Source organism: Streptomyces sp. NPDC059816 (genome assembly GCF_042732055.1).
In the GTDB taxonomy this organism is placed as follows: Bacteria; Actinomycetota; Actinomycetes; order Streptomycetales; family Streptomycetaceae; genus Streptomyces.
Window position 1 is genome coordinate 46,672 of the sequence record NZ_JBHWIQ010000027.1, and the last position, 19,509, is coordinate 66,180.

At 70.7% G+C, this 19,509-nt stretch carries 18 protein-coding genes; 14 read left to right on the top strand and 4 right to left on the bottom strand.

Going from position 1 to position 19,509, the window contains the following annotated elements; translation table 11 throughout:
• Positions 1-315 precede the first annotated feature (315 nt).
• Positions 316-933: a hypothetical protein gene (locus tag ACFV88_RS29050; protein ID WP_385494939.1), complete on the bottom strand. Its 618-nt coding sequence runs from the start codon at positions 931-933 to the stop codon at positions 316-318.
• Between the two features lie 1,158 nt (positions 934-2,091).
• Here ACFV88_RS29050 and hemL point away from each other — a divergent pair.
• From hemL to ACFV88_RS29095, 9 genes are all read left to right on the top strand, one after another.
• The gene (gene hemL, locus ACFV88_RS29055) at positions 2,092-3,432 is read left to right on the top strand and encodes a glutamate-1-semialdehyde 2,1-aminomutase (protein ID WP_385494940.1); all 1,341 of its coding nucleotides are present in this window, start codon (positions 2,092-2,094) and stop codon (positions 3,430-3,432) included.
• Complete coding sequence (locus tag ACFV88_RS29060; RefSeq protein ID WP_385494941.1) at positions 3,429-4,127, top strand: histidine phosphatase family protein; 699 nt, start codon at positions 3,429-3,431, stop codon at positions 4,125-4,127. Before hemL ends, ACFV88_RS29060 begins: the two co-directional genes overlap by 4 nt.
• A gap of 132 nt (positions 4,128-4,259) precedes the next feature.
• Complete coding sequence (locus ACFV88_RS29065) at positions 4,260-5,600, top strand: hypothetical protein (RefSeq protein ID WP_385494942.1); 1,341 nt, start codon at positions 4,260-4,262, stop codon at positions 5,598-5,600.
• 144 nt (positions 5,601-5,744) lie between these two features.
• Positions 5,745-6,437 carry a TlpA family protein disulfide reductase gene (locus ACFV88_RS29070; RefSeq protein ID WP_385494943.1) on the top strand — a complete coding sequence of 231 codons (693 nt, stop codon included), beginning with the start codon at positions 5,745-5,747 and terminating at the stop codon, positions 6,435-6,437.
• A 104-nt stretch (positions 6,438-6,541) separates the two neighbouring features.
• Positions 6,542-7,264 carry a cytochrome c biogenesis CcdA family protein gene (locus ACFV88_RS29075; RefSeq protein ID WP_385495018.1) on the top strand — a complete coding sequence of 241 codons (723 nt, stop codon included), beginning with the start codon at positions 6,542-6,544 and terminating at the stop codon, positions 7,262-7,264.
• 4 nt (positions 7,265-7,268) lie between these two features.
• A complete protein-coding gene (locus ACFV88_RS29080; RefSeq protein WP_385494944.1) occupies positions 7,269-9,110 on the top strand; it encodes a cytochrome c biogenesis protein ResB in 1,842 nt (613 codons plus the stop codon).
• Positions 9,107-10,186 (top strand): c-type cytochrome biogenesis protein CcsB, encoded by a 1,080-nt coding sequence (gene ccsB / locus ACFV88_RS29085; protein ID WP_385494946.1) that lies wholly within the window; start codon positions 9,107-9,109, stop codon positions 10,184-10,186. The genes ACFV88_RS29080 and ccsB overlap by 4 nt, the downstream gene beginning before the upstream one ends.
• A 100-nt stretch (positions 10,187-10,286) precedes the next feature.
• Entirely contained in the window at positions 10,287-10,937 is a 651-nt protein-coding gene (locus ACFV88_RS29090; protein WP_385494947.1) for an RNA polymerase sigma factor, read from the top strand.
• Positions 10,934-11,848 carry a CU044_5270 family protein gene (locus ACFV88_RS29095; RefSeq protein WP_385494948.1) on the top strand — a complete coding sequence of 305 codons (915 nt, stop codon included), beginning with the start codon at positions 10,934-10,936 and terminating at the stop codon, positions 11,846-11,848. Before ACFV88_RS29090 ends, ACFV88_RS29095 begins: the two co-directional genes overlap by 4 nt.
• A gap of 105 nt (positions 11,849-11,953) precedes the next feature.
• Here ACFV88_RS29095 and ACFV88_RS29100 read toward each other — a convergent pair whose 3' ends face one another.
• Positions 11,954-12,340: a PLD nuclease N-terminal domain-containing protein gene (locus ACFV88_RS29100; RefSeq protein WP_385494949.1), complete on the bottom strand. Its 387-nt coding sequence runs from the start codon at positions 12,338-12,340 to the stop codon at positions 11,954-11,956.
• A gap of 89 nt (positions 12,341-12,429) precedes the next feature.
• Between ACFV88_RS29100 and ACFV88_RS29105 the strand changes: the two genes are divergently transcribed.
• Positions 12,430-13,881, top strand: coding sequence for a menaquinone biosynthesis decarboxylase (locus tag ACFV88_RS29105; RefSeq protein WP_385494950.1), 1,452 nt, complete (start codon positions 12,430-12,432; stop codon positions 13,879-13,881).
• 28 nt (positions 13,882-13,909) lie between these two features.
• Positions 13,910-14,830, top strand: a complete 921-nt coding sequence (gene mqnP, locus ACFV88_RS29110; protein ID WP_385494952.1) for a menaquinone biosynthesis prenyltransferase MqnP — start codon at positions 13,910-13,912, stop codon at positions 14,828-14,830.
• A gap of 141 nt (positions 14,831-14,971) precedes the next feature.
• On the opposite strand, the gene ACFV88_RS29115 is transcribed toward mqnP, so the two are convergent.
• Together ACFV88_RS29115 and ACFV88_RS29120 are read right to left on the bottom strand one after the other, a co-directional pair.
• Positions 14,972-15,844, bottom strand: a complete 873-nt coding sequence (locus ACFV88_RS29115; protein ID WP_385494953.1) for a helix-turn-helix domain-containing protein — start codon at positions 15,842-15,844, stop codon at positions 14,972-14,974.
• Between the two features lie 111 nt (positions 15,845-15,955).
• Positions 15,956-16,549 (bottom strand): rhomboid family intramembrane serine protease, encoded by a 594-nt coding sequence (locus ACFV88_RS29120; protein WP_385494955.1) that lies wholly within the window; start codon positions 16,547-16,549, stop codon positions 15,956-15,958.
• 254 nt (positions 16,550-16,803) lie between these two features.
• Here ACFV88_RS29120 and ACFV88_RS29125 point away from each other — a divergent pair, with 254 nt between their 5' ends.
• The 3 genes from ACFV88_RS29125 to mqnE all read left to right on the top strand — a co-directional run bounded on the left by ACFV88_RS29125 (position 16,804) and on the right by mqnE (position 19,369).
• Positions 16,804-17,511, top strand: a complete 708-nt coding sequence (locus tag ACFV88_RS29125; RefSeq protein WP_385494956.1) for a UbiX family flavin prenyltransferase — start codon at positions 16,804-16,806, stop codon at positions 17,509-17,511.
• Between the two features lie 117 nt (positions 17,512-17,628).
• Positions 17,629-18,084 carry an Lrp/AsnC family transcriptional regulator gene (locus tag ACFV88_RS29130; RefSeq protein WP_385494957.1) on the top strand — a complete coding sequence of 152 codons (456 nt, stop codon included), beginning with the start codon at positions 17,629-17,631 and terminating at the stop codon, positions 18,082-18,084.
• A gap of 121 nt (positions 18,085-18,205) precedes the next feature.
• A complete protein-coding gene (gene mqnE / locus ACFV88_RS29135; protein WP_385494959.1) occupies positions 18,206-19,369 on the top strand; it encodes an aminofutalosine synthase MqnE in 1,164 nt (387 codons plus the stop codon).
• Positions 19,370-19,509: the final 140 nt, after the last annotated feature.

Consider the following 19,509-nt stretch of genomic DNA (forward strand, 5'->3'; position numbering starts at 1 on the left):
CGGGGGCCGGGCCGTCGCCAGCGCGGCTGCCCACCCCCCCGCCGGTCGGAACGTTTCGTGCGATGTCGTTCACGTGCTCTGGCGGTTCCACGTGCTTCCTCCAGCTTTTGGCCCGCGCACCGCGCGCACGTCACCTCCACGACTTGCGTCCCCGGCCTCGGCCGCGCGGTGTACAGACTTGGAACGCCCCGTGTCGAGAAGTGGTTACGAGCGCGAGCCAGATGGTGGACGGGAGAGTGCGGGCACGGCGAGGTGGAACGTGCTGTGCCCCGGAGGTGGTGACGGAACGTCAAGGGTGATGCGGTAGTGCAATGGTCAAGGCCATACTAGACAGTACGGTTGGTGACCGGCCTCGTGGAGGCGGTGGCTGAAGTCCTGCCACTGGTGCAACAGTTGGTAGACGTTAAACGCGTCACGTGGGCCGCCCCGGTCGGGGACCGTGGACCAGATGAACGCCGCCGCGCCCACCGACTCCTCGCCCACGCCGCGCAGCGGGTCGACGACCGTCATGGGGAGTTTGACGACGGCGTAGTCGGGATGGAGGACGACGAGTTCCAGCGGCGGCACCTTGTGCAGGGGTATGCCCTCGATGCCGGTGAGGACCATGGCGGCCATCGTCTCCGGCTTGATCTTCGTGAACATGCCGCCCATGCCCAGCTCGTCGCCGCCGAGTTCCTCGGGACGCATCGAGATCGGCACCCGGGCCGCGGTGGCACCGTCGGGAGCGCCGAAGTACTTGTAGGTCACCCCCACCCGCCCGCTCCTGCTTCCCGGGTACGCCCGCTCCGTCTCGCCCCGGCCCCCCGGGACGTGCGCCCCGCCGGGAAGCTGGGCTCCCGCCGCCTCCGCCGCTTCACGCCGGTGCCTTCCCCGCCGGGCACGCCGGGGGCCCAGGTCATCGGTCCCCTCGCCCAGTCCGCCACCGCGATGCATATCTCCACCCGACTGCTTTTCCAAGGCACGCGGAACCGGCCGCGCAACCCGATCATCGTGTCAGTGACCTCCCCCACGCCCACGCGCCGAAACGTGCCGTGAAACACCCTGACGCCGGACGTCGGAAGGCTCTGGCACCAAGGCCGCAGTCCGTATCATGTCCGGCTTCGAGCCGTCTGGGTAGTCTACGGATCATGGGTCCGGCTCATGAGGTGGGGCGCCCGGAGGCGGGTCGCCACCGTACTCCGGGTGGCAGCAGGATATACCCGTCGGGCAAAGTCCAAAGGGGATAAGCGCGGAGCCGGCTCGAAAGCGCGGGGTGAACGCGGGGTGAAGTCGCGCGGGGAAAAGCCCGTTGAACCCCGGGGCGCGGTTGCGCCGGGAAATCACCGTGTTCGCTGTGGCCCCGCCCTTTTCACCGGGAACTCGAGAACGAACCCGAGGACGTCCGCAACCGCGGGACCCGCACGACCGGTGGCCGCCGTCCCTGCGGGGTTGCCCGGAACCCGCCCCCTCGTGGGTGGTTCCCCGGTTGCCCCCGTGTTCCTGCGTGTTGCCCTGTAGTGACCGCTGCGCCGGGCCGTGCCGATGACACTCCGCTACGGAGCGGCCCGGATATTCGTGTTCTGCGCGTTCCGTTCCGGGGCTCGTGCAACAGAGGGAAACGGTGGCCCCGCAAACGGAACACCCCACCGGTATCGGGAAGGGCCAGCACCGCGTTGTTGAACGCGTGGGGAATTCCCGGTGCCCGTGATGGGGAGCGCCCGACGAGCCAGCGGGAACCGACGCGCCGGTTTGCGGTACGGAATGGACGTGTCCGGGCCGACCGGCAATGCGGGTGTGCACTACCGGTAAGGGAAATGCGGGGAACCGGTGCGGATGCGCGCCGATCGGTCGCCCGCCGCGTCGATCCCGGGTCCGGCCCGCGTCGACCCGTCCCGCGCGTCCGCCGGGTCCGGGTCCGTCTGCCGGGTCGGCGGTCCTTCGGCCGGTCCGTCGGCCGTCGGCTCCCACGGTCGTGCGGCACCGCATCGGAGATCACGTACCCGCTACCCGCCCCGGAGACCCGGTGACCGCACCGCCCCCGGAGATGGGGGCGGGGCCTTTCTTCTAGTCTGGGGGGCGTCCACCCCATTCGGCACTAGGGAACCGCAGGTCATGAGCCAACTACCCTATCGGTATGAAGCCCCCGCTTCGCAGTCGCTTTTCGACCGCGCGGCCCTGGTGACGCCCGGGGGTGTGAATTCCCCCGTACGCGCCTTCCGCGCGGTGGGCGGTACGCCCCGGTTCATGGTGTCCGGCCGTGGGCCCTACCTGACCGACGCCGACGGCCGCGAGTACGTGGACCTCGTGTGTTCCTGGGGGCCCATGATCCTCGGGCACGCGCGTCCCGAGGTGATCGCCGCCGTGCAGGAGGCCGTCGTCCGCGGCACGTCCTTCGGGACGCCCGGTGAGGGGGAGGTCGCGCTCGCCGAGGAGATCGTGGCCCGGGTGGCTCCGGTGGACCAGGTCCGACTGGTCTCCAGCGGGACCGAGGCCACCATGTCCGCCATCCGGCTGGCCCGCGGCTTCACCGGCCGGGCCAAGGTGGTCAAGTTCGCCGGCTGCTACCACGGTCACGTGGACGCCCTGCTGGCCGCCGCCGGGTCCGGACTCGCGACCTTCGCCCTGCCGGACACCCCGGGCGTGACCGGTGCGCAGGCCGGGGACACCGTGGTCCTCCCCTACAACGACCTCGACGCCGTCCGGGCCGCGTTCGCCGCGCACCCGGGCGAGATCGCCTGCGTGATCACCGAGGCGTCCCCCGGCAACATGGGCGTGGTCCCGCCGCGCGAGGGCTTCAACGCGGGGCTGCGGGACCTGTGCCGGGAGAACGGCGCGCTGTTCGTCTCGGACGAGGTGATGACCGGGTTCCGCACCTCCCGAGCCGGTTGGTACGGGGTGGACGGGGTGGCGCCCGACCTGATGACCTTCGGCAAGGTCATGGGCGGCGGCTTCCCCGCGGCGGCCTTCGGCGGCCGGGCGGACGTGATGGCCGCGCTGGCCCCGGCCGGCCCGGTCTACCAGGCGGGCACGCTGTCCGGGAACCCGATCGCGACGGCCGCCGGTCTCGCCCAACTGCGCCTGCTGGACGACGCCGCGTACGCGACCGTCGACGCGGTCGCCGAGCAGATCCGGACCCTGGTCACCGGGGCGCTCGCCAAGGAGGGCGTCGCCCACCGGGTGCAGAGCGCCTCCAACATGTTCTCCGTGTTCTTCACGGCGGACGAGGTCCACGACTACGAGGACGCCAAGCGGCAGGAGTCCTTCCGGTTCACCGCGTTCTTCCACTCGATGCTCGCCCAGGGGGTCTATCTGCCGCCCTCCGCCTTCGAGTCCTGGTTCGTGTCCACCGCGCACGACGAGCGGGCGGTCGAGCGGATCGCGGCGGCGCTGCCCGCAGCGGCCCGCGCCGCCGCCGAGGCCGTCGCTCCGGGGACCGCGGGAGGCGCGGCATGAGCGGCGGGGCGCGCGAGACGGTCGCGGACCGCACGGTCGTCCACCTGGTGCGGCACGGCGAGGTCCACAACCCGGAGGGCATCCTGTACGGGCGGCTGTCCGGGTACCACCTGTCCGAGCTGGGGCAGCGGATGGCCGACCGGGTCGCCGAGCACTTCGCGGAGCGGGACGTCACCCATGTCGCGGCCTCCCCGCTGGAGCGCGCGCAGGAGACGGCGGAGCCCGTCGCCAAGTCGCACGGCCTCGACGTGGGCAGCGACGTCCGGCTCATCGAGGCGGGCAACGTCTTCCAGGGCAAGACCTTCGGGGTGGGCGACGGGGCGCTGCGCAGGCCGGAGAACTGGCAGCACCTGATCAACCCGTTCCGTCCCTCCTGGGGCGAGCCGTACATCGACCAGGTGGTGCGGATGATGCGGGCGATGGACGCGGCGAAGGAGGCCGCACGGGGGCACGAGGCCGTGCTCGTCAGCCATCAGCTGCCGATCTGGATCGTGCGCAGTTACGTGGAGCGGCGCCGACTGTGGCACGACCCGCGGCGGCGGCAGTGCACCCTCGCCTCGCTCACCAGCTTCACGTACGTCGGTGACCGGATCGTGTCCGTGGGGTACTCCGAGCCCGCCCGGGACCTGGTGCCCGCGCACCTGCTGGCAGGGGCCAAGAAGGTCAAGGGGAAAGACAAGGCGTTCGGGGCCTAGTAATCATGAATCGGTAAAGAACCGATCAGAAACGGTCCGAAAGGGAACCCCCGGGTTCTTTGCGTGCTCTCAAGAAGCGTCGAACAAGTGGACGCGTCATTGGGGGGCGCAAAGTGATCTTCAGGGGATTCCATGCAGGACATCGGTCGACGGGAAATGATCGGGGCCGGGGCGGGCGCGCTCGCCGCGCTCGGGCTCGCGGGTTGCGACCCGGGCGGTAACGGCGGGAGCGGCAACGGCGGTACGGACGCCCGCCCGGGAAAGGAACCCGGCCCGGTCAGGAGCAGCCCGACCGGGCGGCCGGCCAAACCCATCGGCGACGGTTCCACCTCGTACACCGGAAAGCAGCCGCACCAACCCCCCGCCCCGGTACCGCTGGAGCCGGGCCAGACGCCACCGCAGTTCGTGGTCTTCTCCTGGGACGGTGCGGGGGAGGTCGGCAACGGGCTGTTCCCGCGATTCCTCGATCTCGCCCGTGAACACGACGCGCACATGACCTTCTTCCTTTCGGGGATCTATCTGCTGCCCGAGTCGAAGAAACGGCTGTACCGTCCGCCGAACAATCCGGTCGGGGCGTCCGACATCGGATATCTGAAGGACGAGAACATCCGGGCGACGCTCACGTGCGTCGACCGCGCCTGGCGCGAGGGCCATGAGATAGGCACGCACTTCAACGGCCACTTCTGCGGCGGTAGCGGTTCCGTGGCGCACTGGACCTCGGCGCAGTGGCGCAGCGAGATCGAGCAGGCCGAGTCCTTCGTCGGGAAGTGGCGCACCCACACCGGCTGGACCGACCTGCCCCCGCTCCCCTTCGACTACCAGAAGGAGTTGGTGGGGGCCCGCACCCCGTGCCTGCTGGGTCGGGACCGACTGCTGCCCGCCGCCCGCGAACGGGGCTGGCGCTACGACTCCTCCTCGCCCGGCGGCACCCAGCGCTGGCCCGGCAAGCGCGGCGGCCTGTGGGACCTGCCGCTCCAGGCGATACCCTTCCCCGGGCGCTCGTTCGAGGTCCTGTCGATGGACTACAACATCATGGTCAACCAGTCGGGGAACTCCACCCAGGGCCCGACCCGGCACCGCGCACGCTGGCGCGAGCAGGCCACGGACGCCCTCCTCGCCGGCTTCCGTCGTGCCTACGAGAGCAACCGGGCCCCGCTGTTCATCGGCAACCACTTCGAGCAGTGGAACGGCGGCATCTACATGGACGCCGTGGAGAACGCCCTCCGGCGGATCGCCGACACCGCAGGCGGGCCCGGGAAGTCCGGAAGGTCCAGCAAGTCCGGCAGGTCTGGCGCATCGGGAAAGACGCACGACAACGACATAAGGATCGTCTCCTTCCGGCAGTTGGTGGACTGGCTGGACGTCCAACGGCCCGAGGTCCTCGACCGGCTGCGCGCCCTGGACGTGGGCAGGGCCCCCGTCGGGGGCTGGCGGGCGTACCTGGGGAAGTCCGCCGCGACGCCCACCACCTGAACCGGCGGGACGGGTTCCGGTACGCCTTCGGACGGTGCCGTCGGCGATCCCGTCCGGAGCTTCCCGCACCCCCTCTGAAATGGGCGTTCGACCCCGTCAGGGGGGTGCGGAAGATCCCCGAATCGGGCATGCGAAACTTTTCACATGAGTGCCGTCCGCCGCGCCCCGCAGAGCCCAGCCGCAGCACCCCGCGCCCACCGCCAGTCGGGCCACCACCACCGTCCAGGGGCCGCGGTCCGGGCCGCCGGGGGGCGACGGGGCCGGATCGCGGTGCTCACCGCCGCCGTCACGGGCGCCGCCCTGCTGCTCACCGCCTGCGGTTCCGGCGGCACCAGCGGAGGTGCGAACGGCACCAACTTCGTGGCCAGCTCCGACGGTGTCTCCACCGTCAAGAAGGGCGAGCGCGCGGCCGGACCGAAGATCGACGGCGAGACCCTGGAGGGCGAGCGGCTCGACGTCGCCGACTTCAAGGGCAAGGTCGTCGTCCTCAACGTCTGGGGCTCCTGGTGCCCGCCCTGCCGCGCGGAGGCACCCGGTTTCCAGAAGGTGGCCAAGGAGACCAAGGCCGAGGGCGTCGAGTTCGTCGGCATCAACACCCGGGACTCCAGCAAGGGCCCCGCCCGGGAGTTCGAGAAGAACTTCGGCGTGACCTACCCCAGCCTCTACGACCCGATGGGCAAGCTGATGCTCCGCTTCCCCAAGGGCACCCTGAACCCGCAGTCGATCCCGTCCACGATCGTGCTCGACCGTGAGGGGCGGGTGGCCGCCCGTGCGCTCACCCCGCTGAGCGAGGAGAACCTGCGCAAGATGGTCGACCCCGTCATCGCGGAGAAGTGATCGGTGTGACCTCCTCCACCGACGGGGCCGCCCTCGCGGACCCCCAGGTACTCGCCGCCGCACCGCAGTTCCTCGCCGCGATCGAGGGCCCGAGCACGACCGTCATGGGCGGTGCGCTCCTGCTGGCCCTGCCGGTCGCCCTGCTCGCCGGACTCGTCTCGTTCTTCTCGCCGTGCGTGCTGCCCCTGGTCCCCGGCTACCTCAGCTACGTCACCGGGGTCGGCGGCACCGACCTCGCCGAGGCCCGGCGCGGCCGGATGACCGCCGGCGCCGCGCTGTTCGTCCTCGGCTTCACCGTGGTCTTCGTCTCCGGCGGCGCCCTGTTCGGGTACTTCGGGCGGGAACTCCAGGAGCAGCAGGAGGTCATCACCCGGGTCCTGGGCGGGCTCATGGTGCTGATGGGCCTGTTCTTCATGGGGATGATCCCCGGGATGACCCAGCGCGAGTTCCGCTTCCACCGCAAGCCCGCGGCCGGACTCGCCGGTGCCCCGCTGCTCGGGGCGATGTTCGGGGTCGGCTGGACGCCGTGCATGGGCCCCACGCTGTCGGCGGTCAACACGCTCGCCATGAACGAGGGCAGCGCGGGCCGCGGTGCCATATTGATGATCGCGTACTGCCTGGGACTGGGGCTGCCCTTCATCCTCGCCGCGGTGGCCTTCCGCAAGTCGCTGGGCGCCTTCGCCTGGGTCAAGCGGCACTACGTGTGGGTGATGCGGATCGGCGGCGGAATGATGATCGTGACCGGGCTGCTGCTGCTGACCGGGGTCTGGAACACCATGGTCCAGCACATGCAGGTCTGGTCCAACGGTTTCGTGGTGGGGATCTGAGCACATGAGCGACACCAAGGCCAAGCCCGGCAACGCGCCCGGCCGGGGCCCCTCCGCACCGGACGGCGACGAACTCGGCGCCGCCGGCGCCCAGCTCACCACCGCCCCCCGCGAGGACGCCCCGAACCTCCCGGCGCTCGGGGTGGTCGGCTGGTTCCGCTGGTTCTGGCGCCAGCTCACCTCGATGCGGGTGGCCCTGCTGCTGCTCCTGCTGCTGTCGCTCGCCGCGATCCCGGGCTCGTTGATCCCGCAGGCCGGCGTCGACGACTTCCGGATCGAGGACCTCCGCAAGGAGAGCCCGAAGCTGGCGTCCTTCTACGACGCGGTCGGCCTCTTCAACGTCTACGGCTCGGTGTGGTTCTCCGCGATCTACATCCTGCTCTTCGTCTCGCTGATCGGCTGCATCCTCCCGCGCACCTGGCAGTTCGTCGGCCAGCTCCGCGGCCGTCCGCCGGGCGCCCCCAAGCGGCTCACCCGGCTGCCCGCGTACGCGACCTGGCGCACCGGGGCCGAGCCGGAGGCGGTGCGCGAGGCCGCGCTCGCCCTGCTGCGCAAGAAGCGGTTCCGGGTGCACGCCGTCGGTGACGCGGTCGCCGCGGAGAAGGGCTACCTGCGCGAGGCCGGCAACCTGGTCTTCCACATCGCCTTGATCGTGATGCTGCTCGCCTTCGCCGCCGGCCAGTTGCTGCGGCACGAGGGCAACAAGCTGATCCTGCCGGGCGGCGGCTTCTCCAACACGCTCACGCAGTACGACGACTTCAAGTCCGGCAACCTCTTCCACACCGACGACCTCACCCCCTTCAGCTTCCGCTTCGACAAGTTCGAGGGCACCTACGAGCGCTCCGGCCCGGCCCGCGGCACCCCGAGCACGTTCAAGGCGGACGTCACGTACAGCGAGGGCGTCGACGGGCCGGAGAAGAAGCGGACGATCAAGGTCAACGAGCCCTTGGAGATCGACGGCACCAAGGTCTACCTGGTCAGCCACGGCTACGCGCCCGTGGTGACCGTGCGCGACCCCAAGGGCAAGGTGATCTTCAAGGAGCCGGTGCCGCTGCTGCCGCTGGACGCCAACGTCACCTCGTCCGGGGCGATCAAGGTCCTCGACGGCTACCGCAACAAGCAGGGCAAGAAGGAGCAGCTCGGCTTCAACGCCTTCTTCGTGCCGACCTTCGCCGGTGCGGGCAGCGGACAGATGATCTCGACCTTCCCGGCCCTCGACTTCCCGGTCCTCGCGCTCTCCGCGTACCACGGCTCCCTCGGCGTCGACTCGGGCGTTCCGCAGAACGTCTACCAGCTCGACAAGCGGAAGATGAAGGAGTTCAAGAACGAGGACGGCGAACTGTTCAAGAAGATGCTGCGGCCGGGCGAGACCATGAAGCTGCCCGGTGGCGCCGGCTCGATCACCTTCGAGAAGGAGATCCAGGAGTGGGCCGGCTTCCAGATCGCCAAGGAGCCCGGTAGCGGCTGGGCCCTCACCGGTGCCCTCGCGGCCATCGCCGGTCTCGCCGGCTCCCTGTTCATCCAGCGCCGCCGCGTCTGGGTGCGGGCGGTGACCGGTCCGGACGGAGTGACCGTGGTGGAGATGGCCGGACTCGGCCGCAGCGAGTCCGCGAAGGTGGCCGAGGAACTCGGTGACCTGGCCGCCGCCCTCCACGCCACCGCGCCGACCGCGCCCGAAGCCCCGACCGCGCCCGCCGGATCGGCCCGACCCGCTGAGCCCTGCGGGCCCTCCGCTTCCGCTTCCGCGGACGGGCCCGACGGCGGGAAACCCGGGGCGGGTAGCGTCGACCCCGCCCCGTCCACCCCCGAGACCCCAGCCGTTCCTGCCGAAGGGGCAGAGAAGTGACTCTCGCCGCAGCGACCAACGAAAACCTCGCGAGCATCAGCAATGTGCTGATCTACTCGGCGATGGCCGTCTACACGCTCGCCTTCTTCGCCTACATCGCCGAGTGGATCTTCGGCAGCCGGAGCAAGGTCGGCCGTACCGCTGCCTCGCTCACCCAGGGCACGGACAAGTCCGCCGGGCCCGCCGTCACCGTGAAGTCCGCCGGTGGCACCACCACCCTGGAACGCCCCCAGGTCGTCACCCGGGCCGTCTCCGGGGCCCGGGACCTCCCGGACGGGCCGGGCGCCGCGGGCGGCACCGAGCAGGGCGACCTGTACGGGCGGATCGCGATCGCCCTCAGCTTCCTGGCGTTCGCCGTGCACGTGGGCGGCGTCCTCACCCGCGCCCTGTCGGTACAGCGTGCCCCCTGGGGCAACATGTACGAGTTCAACATCACGTTCTCGTGCGTGGCGACCGGCGTGTACCTCGGGCTCCTCGTGGCGAAGAAGAACGTCCGCTGGATCGGCCTGCCGCTGACCACCTCGGTCCTGCTCGACCTCGGGCTCGCCGTCACCGTCCTGTACACCGAGAGCGCCCAGTTGGTCCCCGCGCTCAAGTCGTACTGGATGTGGATTCACGTCTCCACCGCGATCTTCTGCGGGGCCGTGTTCTACGTGGGCGCGGTGACGACGGTCCTCTACCTCTTCCGCGACTCCTACGAGAACAAGCTCGTGAGCGGCAAGACGCCCGGCACCTTCGCCAGCTCGGTGCTGTCCCGACTGCCGGCCGCGGCCACCCTCGACAAGTTCGCGTACCGGGTCAACGCGGCGGTCTTCCCGCTGTGGACGTTCACCATCATCGCCGGCTCCATCTGGGCCGGCGACGCGTGGGGCCGCTACTGGGGCTGGGACCCCAAGGAGACCTGGTCGTTCATCACCTGGGTCGCCTACGCCTGCTACCTGCACGCCCGGGCCACCGCCGGCTGGAAGGGCCGCAAGGCCGCGTACCTGGCGCTGCTGGCCTTCGGCTGCTGGCTGTTCAACTACTACGGCGTCAACATCTTCGTCAGCGGCAAGCACTCGTACGGCGGCGTCTGACGGTTCCGTACGCATCGGGCCGGTTCCTGTGACACGGGTCATGGGGGCCGGCCCGTGTCGTACGGGAACCCGGGTGGCCCGTGCGGACAGGTGAAGGGGCGTGGACACCAACACGCGGCGGATCAGGGCCCGCGTACGGGACGGGGACGCCGACGCTTTCGGCGAACTCTTCGACGCGTACGCCCGCTCCGTCTACAACCACGGGTTCCGGCTGACGGGGGACTGGGCCTCGGCCGAGGACGTCGTCTCACTGACCTTTCTGGAGGCATGGCGGCTGCGGGGAAAGATCGACCCGGACGGCGGCTCCCTACGGCCCTGGCTCCTGGGCGTCGCCACCAACGTGACCCGCAACACCCGCCGCACCGCCCGCAGACACGCGGCGGCGGTGGCCCGACTGCCGCGGGCTGAGGCGGTACCGGACTTCGCGGACGAACTCGCCGAACGCATCGACGACGCCGAACAGCTCGCCCTGGTGCGCGCCGCGCTGGCGAAGTTGCGGCGCGCGGAGCGGGAGGTGCTGGCGCTGTGCGTCTGGTCGGGCCTCGACTACGGCTCGGCGGCGGTCGCGCTCGGCATACCGGTGGGGACCGTGCGGTCCCGGCTTTCGCGCGCCCGCAAGAAGCTCGCGACGGCCGTCGGCGCGCTCCGCGGGGAAACTCCCGAACGTCGTGGGGAACTCCTCCCCAGGTACGGACAGATGAGAGGTGGCCGCGTTCCTGCGGCCGGGCCCACCCAGGAGGGAAACCGATGAGCGTTCTTCCCGAGAAGGACCTCCCGCCGGGCCGTCACCGACTCCTCAAGGAGCATCTGATGACCGAGATCCGGCAGGAAACCCAGGCGATCGAGAGCCGTCCCCGCCGCAGCCCCTGGCTGCGTCCCGTCCTCATCGGCGCGGCAGCCGCCGCCGTCGCGGCGGGCGCGCTGGTCGCGCTGCCCGCGGGCGGCGCCGAGGACGCCACCGCCAGCGAGGCGGCGGTGCTGCTGGAGGACATCGCCCTGGCCGCGGCCAAGGGCGACGCCCCGGACGACATCCGCGACGACCAGTACGTCTACATCAAGAGCCGCGTCGGCTACACCTCGCAGGAGGTGGGCAAGAAGCCGAAGCTGGACCCGGTGCACGACCGCGAGATCTGGTTCGCCGTCGACGGCAAGCGGCCCGGACTGCTGGTCGAGGACAACCGCAACGGACGCATCGAGTTGGAGGCCGACACCCCCGGCATCCCCAGCAACACCAACTACAAGAACCTCAAGACCCTGCCGACCGACCCCGACGCCATGCTGAAGTGGCTGTACAAGAACAAGCAGGGCGACAACCAGAAGGACGAGCAGGTGTTCACCTTCGTCGGTGACCTGGTGCGGGAGTCCCTGGTGCCGCCGGCGCAGGCCGCCGCGCTCTACCGGGCCGTCGCCAAGGTGCCCGACGTCGAGGTGGTCAAGGACGTCAAGGACGCCGCGGGCCGCACCGGCATCGCGGTCGTCCGGGACGAGGGCGAAAGCGCCCAGCGGCAGCTGATCTTCGACCCGAAGACCAAGCAGTACCTGGGCGAGCGCGTGGTCACCACCGAGGACCACGCCGAGACCGGTCTGAAGAAGGGCGACGTGCAGGGCACCGCCGCGGTCCTCGACCGCCAGGTCGTCGACAAGCGCGAGCAGCGCCCCTGACGTCCCGTAGGACCCCGGCGGCTGGTCCGCGCAGGGGGCTCGGAGCCGGTGACAGCGGCCCCGAGCCCCTGACCGGGCCCCACCGGGGCCCGGGGTCGGCGGAGCCTACTTGGGCGCGTCGCCCTTCGGGTCCTGGCGGTCCGGGTCCGTGGGGTCGGTGGGGTCCGCGGACCCGGTCGGGTCCGTCGGGTCCGGCGCGGCCTTGCGCCGGTTCTCCTCACCGAGGGACTTCAGGAACTCGGGGTTGTCGTCGGGCGCCACCCACGGGGCGCTCCCGCGGCGCCCCGGTCCGCCGGCCAGGGCGCCCTTGCGCTCCTTGCCCGCCACGAACCAGGCGATGGGGCCGATGAGGACCTGGCCGAAGAGCAGGACGATGATCACCCACGCGATCTTGGGCAGGTGCTTGACCTCCTTCTCCGGCGTGTTCAGGCAGTCGATGAAGGCGTAGATCCACAGCGCGAGGATCAGCAGGAAGGGAAGGGCCCTGAGCATTGGTGGTGTGACCCCCCAGCGAGCGGCGACGGGCCGCGGTGCGGCCCCGGTGACGGGGCCAGGGTAACCGGTACCGGATACTGGACAGCATGGCTTATGACGATCTCCGGTCTCTGCTCAGGGCGCTCGAACGCGAAGGTGATCTCAAGAGGATCAAGGTCGAGGTCGATCCGTACCTGGAGGTCGGCGAGATCGTCGACCGGGTGCAGAAGGCCAAGGGCCCCGCGCTCCTCTTCGAGAACGTCAAGGGCTCGTCGATGCCGTTGGCGATGAACGTCTTCGGGACGGACCGGCGCCTGCTGAAGGCCCTGGGGCTGAAGTCGTACGAGGAGATCACCGAGAAGATCGGCGGGCTGCTCAAGCCCGAGCTGCCGAACGGTTTCGTCGGGGTCCGGGAGGCGTTCGGCAAGCTGGGTGCGATGTCCCACGTCCCGCCGAAGAAGGTCAAGGACGGCCCCGTGCAGGAGGTCGTGCTGCACGGCGACGAGGTGGACCTCGACGCGCTGCCCGCGCTCTTCACCTGGCCCAAGGACGGCGGCTCGTTCTTCAACCTGGGTCTCACCCATACGAAGGACCCCGAGTCCGGGGTGCGCAACCTGGGGCTCTACCGGCTCCAGCGCCACGACAAGCGCACCATCGGGATGCACTGGCAGATCCACAAGAACAGCCACAACCACTACCAGGTCGCCGCCCGCCGCGGGGAGCGGCTGCCGGTGGCCATCGCCTTCGGCTGTCCGCCGGCCGTGACGTACGCCTCGTCCGCCCCGCTGCCCGGCGACATGGACGAGTACATGCTCGCCGGTTTCCTCCAGGGCAAGCGGGTCGAGATGGTCGACTGCAAGACCGTGCCGCTCCAGGTCCCCGCGCAGGCGGAGGTCGTGCTGGAGGGCTGGCTGGAGCCGGGGAAGATGCTCCCCGAGGGCCCCTTCGGCGACCACACGGGGTTCTACACCCCGCAGGAGGACTTCCCGGCCCTCACCATCGACTGCATCACCATGCGCAAGCGTCCGCTGCTCCAGTCGATCGTGGTCGGCCGCCCGCCGACCGAGGACGGACCGCTGGGCCGCGCCACGGAACGCTTCTTCCTGCCGCTGCTCAAGGTCGTCGTCCCGGACATCGTGGACTACCACCTGCCGGAGGCGGGCGTCTTCCACAACTGTGCGCTGATCTCCATCGACAAGAAGTACCCGAAGCACGCGCAGAAGGTCATGCACGCCATCTGGGGCGCCCACATGATGTCCCTGACCAAGCTGATCGTGGTGGTGGACGCCGACTGCGACGTCCACGACGTCGAACAGGTCGCCTGGCGGGCGCTCGGCAACGTCGACTACGCCCGGGACGTCACCCACGTCGAGGGTCCCGTCGACCACCTCGACCACGCCTCGTACCAGAAGTTCTGGGGCGGCAAGATGGGCGTCGACGCCACCCGCAAGCTCCCCGAGGAGGGGTACACCCGCGACGGCGGCTGGCCCGAGATGGTCTCCTCGGACCCGGCGACGGCGGCCACGGTCGACCGTCGTTGGAAGGAGTACGGACTGTGAGCACCGTACGTACCGGCGGGGAGCGTTGATGTCGGCCGCCGAGGGCGTCATCGGGGGACCGGGTCCGGCCCGTCCGAAGGGCGGGACCCGGGCGTTCCTGCGGCTGGTGATGATCGAGCACTCGATCTTCGCGCTGCCGTTCGCCTACATCGCCACCCTGACCGCGATGTTCCAGGTCGACGGCACCGTGCACTGGGGGACGCTGCTGCTGGTCACCGTGGCGATGGTCGGGATGCGGACCTTCGCGATGGCCTGCAACCGGATCATCGACCGGGAGATCGACGCCCGCAACCCCCGCACCGCGGGTCGGGAGCTGGTGACCGGCGCGGTGTCGGTGCGCTCGGCGTGGACCGGTGCGATCATCGCCCTCGCGGTCTTCCTCGGCGCGGCGGCGCTGCTCAACCCGCTGTGCCTGGTGCTCGCCCCGGCCGCGGTGGTGCCGATGGTGGTCTACCCGTACGGGAAGCGGTTCACCAACTTCCCGCACGCCATCCTGGGCGTGGCGCAGGCGATCGGTCCGATCGGCGCCTGGCTCGCGGTCACCGGCACCTGGTCCTGGGACGCGGTGGTCCTCGGGCTCGCGGTCGGCATCTGGATCGGCGGCTTCGACCTGATCTTCGCCTGTCAGGACGTGCAGGCCGACCGGGCGACCGGCGTGCTGTCCGTCCCGGCCCGCTTCGGCATCCCGGCGGCCCTGTACGGGGCGCGGGCCTGCCACGCGGTGACGATGGGACTCCTGGTCTGGTACGCGTTCCTCACCGACGCCGGGTTCTTCCTCTGGCTGGGGCTGCTGATCGTCGCCGTGGCGTTCGTGTACGAGCACCGGGTGGTCCGGCCGCACGACCTGTCCCGGTTGAACCGGGCGTTCTTCACGGTCAACGGGTTCATCGGCATCGCCCTGTTCGTCTGTGCGCTGCTCGACCTGGTGGTGCGCGGCCTCTCGCTCTGAGCCCCGGCTCGGCGTGCCGCCCCGCGCCCGGCGCGGCGCGGGGTCCGGACCGCCGGGTCCGGCTCAGGCGGGGTCCGCGACCGCTGTCGGCGTCCGAGGGCTGAGGACTTCCGCCAGCTCACGCGCAGGACGGCGGCGTTCTCAGCACGGTTCGTGGTCCTTCCTCAACCGGGCGAGCAGTCCGACGGACGCCTCCACGGACTCCGCGGCGGAGGTCAGGCGCTGCACCGCGTCCTTGTACATGGCGACCTTGTCCGGCTCCTCGATGTACAGCGCGGCGGTCAGGCTCTCGGCGTGGACCACGTCGAGGTCGGCGTGGGTGCCGAAACCGAGGATGCTGAACGAGCCCATCTGCCCGGCGTGCAGCGGGGCGTCGGAGCGCAGGATCTGGATGTTGACGTTGGTCCGCCGCCCCATCGACAGCAACTTGCCGAGCTGGTCGTACATCACGCCGTTGCCGGGCACCGAGGAGCGCAGCGCCTGCTCCGAGATGATCGCCCACAGGGCGAGCGGCCGGTCCCGGGTGAGCACCGCCTGACGGGCGAGCCTCACCTCGACCAGGGCGTCGACCCGGGCCTCGACCGCCTCCGTCATGGCGGTGGCGCGGATGATCTCGCGGGAGTACTCGGCGGTCTGGAGCAGTCCGGGGATGACCCCCAGGTGCCAGGTGGAGACGGACTCGGCCTCGGCCTCCAGGCTGATCAGGTCCTCGTAGACGGGGGACAGCACGCCCCGGTACGAGTGCCACCAGCCCCGTTGGGTGCTGTCCTTGGTGAGGGCGACCATCGCGGCGCGCAGTTCGTCGGTGACGTCCCGGCCCAGGGTGGCGTACAGGTCGAGCAGTGCCTCCACGTCGCTGGCCTTGGCGGCGCTCTTCGCCGTCTCTATCCGGGACAGCTTCGAGGTGATGAACCCGCCCGCCGACTTCTCCGCCACCTCGTCGAGGGTGAGGTCACCGCGCAGGGCTCGCAGTTTCGCGCCCAACCTGCGCCGGCGCACCGTGGGCGCACTCACAGGAGCCCCCTTCCGTCCGGTCGATGGACGGGACAGTCTGCCGTGCGCCGTGATCCGCTGTCACCCGGCCGGCGGTGTCCGCTCCGGAGCCGGGGCCCCCGCGGACGGCCGTCAGTTGACGGCGGGGCGGGTGCGGCGGAAGGCGAAGGCCGCCAGAACACCGCCGAGGAGTCCGAACAGGTGGCCCTGCCAGCTGACGCCGGAGTCGGTGGGCAGAACACCCCACAGGAGTGACCCGTAGAACACGGCGACGACCGCGCCGATCACGATCTCCCACGGTCGGCGGTCGACCAGTCCGCGGACCACGAGGTAGCCGAGGAGTCCGAAGACCACGCCGGAGGCGCCGAGGGTCACCGTGTCCGGCGGGGAGGTCAGCCAGACGCCGACCCCGCTGATCAGGGTGATCGTCAGGACCACGCCGAGGAACTTGCGCAGGCCGGCCAGGGCGGTGAGGAAACCGAGGACCAGCAGCGGGACCGTGTTGGACGCGAGGTGGTCCCAGCCCACGTGCAGGAAGGCCGCCGGCACGACGTCCCACAGCTCACCGGCCGCCCGGGGTGTTATGCCGTAGGCGTCCAGCCGGTGGCCGAGGGCGGTGTCCACCGCTTCCAGGACCCACAGGAGTCCCACCCACAGCAGCATCAGCTTGGCCGCGGGCAGGGCGGCGCCGCGGGTCGTGCTGCTTCCCGGTGTGTCGAGTGCCATGGGTCCTTCCCCGCTCGCCGATGTGTCCGCCCGCCGTTGCCGCGCGGTTCCCGTGCTGCTTCCGTGCCGCGTCCGCGTCGCTGTCCGGGTCGCTGCTCGGGCCGGTCCGCCGGCTCGGTCGCCGGCCCCGTACGGAGGCTGCCCGGGGAGCCTCCCCCGTGCACCTCCAACGCACTGCGCGCCCGGCGCGTTCCCCGGCGGCCGACGTGCACCGGGGGGCGGGGCGCGCGGGGGCGCCGGATAGGCTCGAAGGCGTGGAGCAGTCAGAGAAGACCACCCGGCGCCCCTGGATCGTGGGGGTGTCCGGCGCATCGGGAACGCCGTACGCCGCGTCCTTGCTGCGGGCGTTGCTCGCGGCGGGCGAGAGCGTCGACCTCGTGGTCTCGCGCGCCTCGCGGCTGACCCTGCTCGACGAGACGGGCATCGCCTTCCGGGACGCCCACTGGCGGGACGACCTCGCGCAGTGGTTGGCGCGGGGCGCCGACGGCAAGCCCGACGCGTTCGCCCCGCCGCCGTTGGACGAGGTGCGGTACTGGGCCGCCGGGGACTTGGCCGCCGGGCCGTCCTCGGGCTCGTACCCGGCCCGGGGCATGATCATCGTGCCGGCGTCCACCGCGTGCGTGGCCGGGGTCGCGCTGGGGCTGTCGAAGGACCTCCTCCAGCGGACCGCGAGCGTGACCCTCAAGGAGGGCCGGCCGCTGGTCGTCGCCGTCCGGGAGACCCCGCTCAGCGGTCAGACGCTGCGACAGCTGGTGGCCCTCGACGAGGCGGGTGCGGTGGTGCTGCCCGCGTCGCCCGCCTTCTACGCCGGGGCCGTGCACATCCAGGACCTGGTGGACTTCGTCGCCGGCCGGGCGCTCGACGCGGTCGGGGTGCGGCACGGGCTGTACCGGCGGTGGGACGGCTCGCTGGGTGGCGGGCGGGAGGAACACGGTGGTGGGGGCGTCCGTTCCGCGCCGTAGCCGTCCCGTACGCTCCCGGCGTTCCACCAGGTGAGATTCGTAGGGTGTCCGGCCAACGTGCCTTTGATCTCAGACGTAAACTCGCGGGACTGCTGAATAATGAAAGGCTCGGATTTCATGGACGCCGTGGACAGGCAGCTCATCCAGGCCCTGCGGGAGAACGGCAGGGCCTCCTACGCCGAACTGGGTCGCCTCGTGGGGCTCTCCGGCCCCAGCGTGACCGACCGGATCAACCGGTTGGAGGCGGCCGGGGTCATCACGGGCTACCGCGCGAGCGTCGACTCGGCATCCCTGGGGCTCGGCGTCACCGCCCTGATCGGCATCTCCCTCTCCGACGCGGCCGACCACGAGGACGTGGCCCAGCGGCTGCGGGACCTCAGTGAGATCGAGGACTGCTGGTTCATCGCGGGCGACGACTCGTTCATGTTGAAGGTGCGCGTCGGGGACGTCGACGGGCTGGAGAAGACGATCAGGCGGCTGTCCGGCACCAAGGGCGTCTCCCGGACCCGGACCACGATCGTGCTCTCCACCAAGTGGGAGAACAGGGTCGGGGACCTGCCCGAAGAGGTCTAGGCGTACGGTGGAGCGCGCGTGCGCTCCGGACGGACGCTCCCGGTGGGCGGACCGAACAGGGCCCCGCACCGGCACCGCGGACGGGGCCGCACACGGCAGGCAGGGCGAGAGAGGCAGGGGCATGGACGTCGGGCTGAAGCGCGAACTGGAGGCGAAGGTCCGCGCCGGTGAGCGGCTGACCCGCGAGGACGGTGTCGCGCTGTACGCGTGCGACGACCTGGCCTGGCTCGGCGGTCTCGCACACGAGGTGCGCACCCGCAAGAACGGTGACGTGGTCCACTTCAACGTCAACCGCCACCTGAACATGACGAACGTGTGCACCGCGTCGTGCGCGTACTGCTCCTTCCAGCGCAAGCCGGGGGAGAAGGACGCGTACACCATGCGCATCGAGGAGGCCGTGCGGCTGGCCAAGGAGATGGAGGGCGACCACCTCACCGAGCTGCACATCGTCAACGGTCTGCACCCCTCGCTCCCGTGGCGGTACTACCCGCGTTCGCTGCGGGCCCTCAAGGAGGCCCTGCCGAACGTCGGGCTGAAGGCGTTCACCGCCACCGAGATCCACCACTTCGAGACGATCTCGGGGCTCACTGCGAGCGAGATCCTGGACGAGCTGATCGACGCCGGCCTCGAATCGCTGACCGGCGGCGGGGCGGAGATCTTCGACTGGGAGGTCCGCCAGCACATCGTGGACCACCGCACGCACTGGGAGGACTGGTCGCGCATCCACCGGCTGGCCCACGAGAAGGGGCTCAAGACCCCGTCGACGATGCTGTACGGCCACATCGAGGAGCCGCGCCACCGGGTCGACCACGTACTGCGGCTGCGTGAGCTCCAGGACGAGACCGGCGGTTTCCAGGTCTTCATCCCGCTGCGCTACCAGCACGACTTCGTGGACGTGAAGGACGGCAAGGTCCGCAACCGCATCCAGGCGCAGACCACCATGGCCACCGGCGCGGAGGCCCTGAAGACCTTCGCCGTCTCCCGACTGCTCTTCGACAACGTGCAGCACGTGAAGTGCTTCTGGGTGATGCACGGACTGCACACCGCGCAGCTCGCCCTGCTGCACGGCGCCGACGACATGGACGGCTCGGTCGTCGAGTACAAGATCACGCACGACGCGGACGACTTCGGCACCCCGAACAAGCTGACCCGTGACGATCTGCTGGAGCTGATCCGGGACGCCGGTTTCCGGCCGGTGGAGCGGAACACGCGGTACGAGATCATCCGCGAGTACGACGGTCCCGACCCCGAGCGGCGGGAGTCGCCGCAGCCGATGCGGGTCTGAACCCACCGCGCGGTTCCGAACCCTCCGCGCGGGTCCGAGTGGACGCCGCCGTGCCCCCGTACGCCTCGCCTGCCGAAGCGCGTACGGGGGCACGGTCGTTCCCGGGGGAGGCGCCCGGCGGCACCCGGAACGACCACCCT

Coding starts and splice junctions, on each gene's coding strand:
- ACFV88_RS29130 (WP_385494957.1), top strand. CDS start 17,629: ATGGACGCCGTGGACAGGCAGCTCATCCAGGCCCTGCGGGAGAACGGC.
- ACFV88_RS29120 (WP_385494955.1), bottom strand. CDS start 16,549: ATGGCACTCGACACACCGGGAAGCAGCACGACCCGCGGCGCCGCCCTG.
- ACFV88_RS29060 (WP_385494941.1), top strand. CDS start 3,429: ATGAGCGGCGGGGCGCGCGAGACGGTCGCGGACCGCACGGTCGTCCAC.
- ACFV88_RS29105 (WP_385494950.1), top strand. CDS start 12,430: ATGGCTTATGACGATCTCCGGTCTCTGCTCAGGGCGCTCGAACGCGAA.
- ACFV88_RS29070 (WP_385494943.1), top strand. CDS start 5,745: ATGAGTGCCGTCCGCCGCGCCCCGCAGAGCCCAGCCGCAGCACCCCGC.
- mqnE (WP_385494959.1), top strand. CDS start 18,206: ATGGACGTCGGGCTGAAGCGCGAACTGGAGGCGAAGGTCCGCGCCGGT.
- ACFV88_RS29065 (WP_385494942.1), top strand. CDS start 4,260: ATGCAGGACATCGGTCGACGGGAAATGATCGGGGCCGGGGCGGGCGCG.
- ACFV88_RS29080 (WP_385494944.1), top strand. CDS start 7,269: ATGAGCGACACCAAGGCCAAGCCCGGCAACGCGCCCGGCCGGGGCCCC.
- mqnP (WP_385494952.1), top strand. CDS start 13,910: ATGTCGGCCGCCGAGGGCGTCATCGGGGGACCGGGTCCGGCCCGTCCG.
- ACFV88_RS29050 (WP_385494939.1), bottom strand. CDS start 933: ATGCATCGCGGTGGCGGACTGGGCGAGGGGACCGATGACCTGGGCCCC.
- ACFV88_RS29095 (WP_385494948.1), top strand. CDS start 10,934: ATGAGCGTTCTTCCCGAGAAGGACCTCCCGCCGGGCCGTCACCGACTC.
- ACFV88_RS29100 (WP_385494949.1), bottom strand. CDS start 12,340: ATGCTCAGGGCCCTTCCCTTCCTGCTGATCCTCGCGCTGTGGATCTAC.
- ACFV88_RS29075 (WP_385495018.1), top strand. CDS start 6,542: ATGGGCGGTGCGCTCCTGCTGGCCCTGCCGGTCGCCCTGCTCGCCGGA.
- hemL (WP_385494940.1), top strand. CDS start 2,092: ATGAGCCAACTACCCTATCGGTATGAAGCCCCCGCTTCGCAGTCGCTT.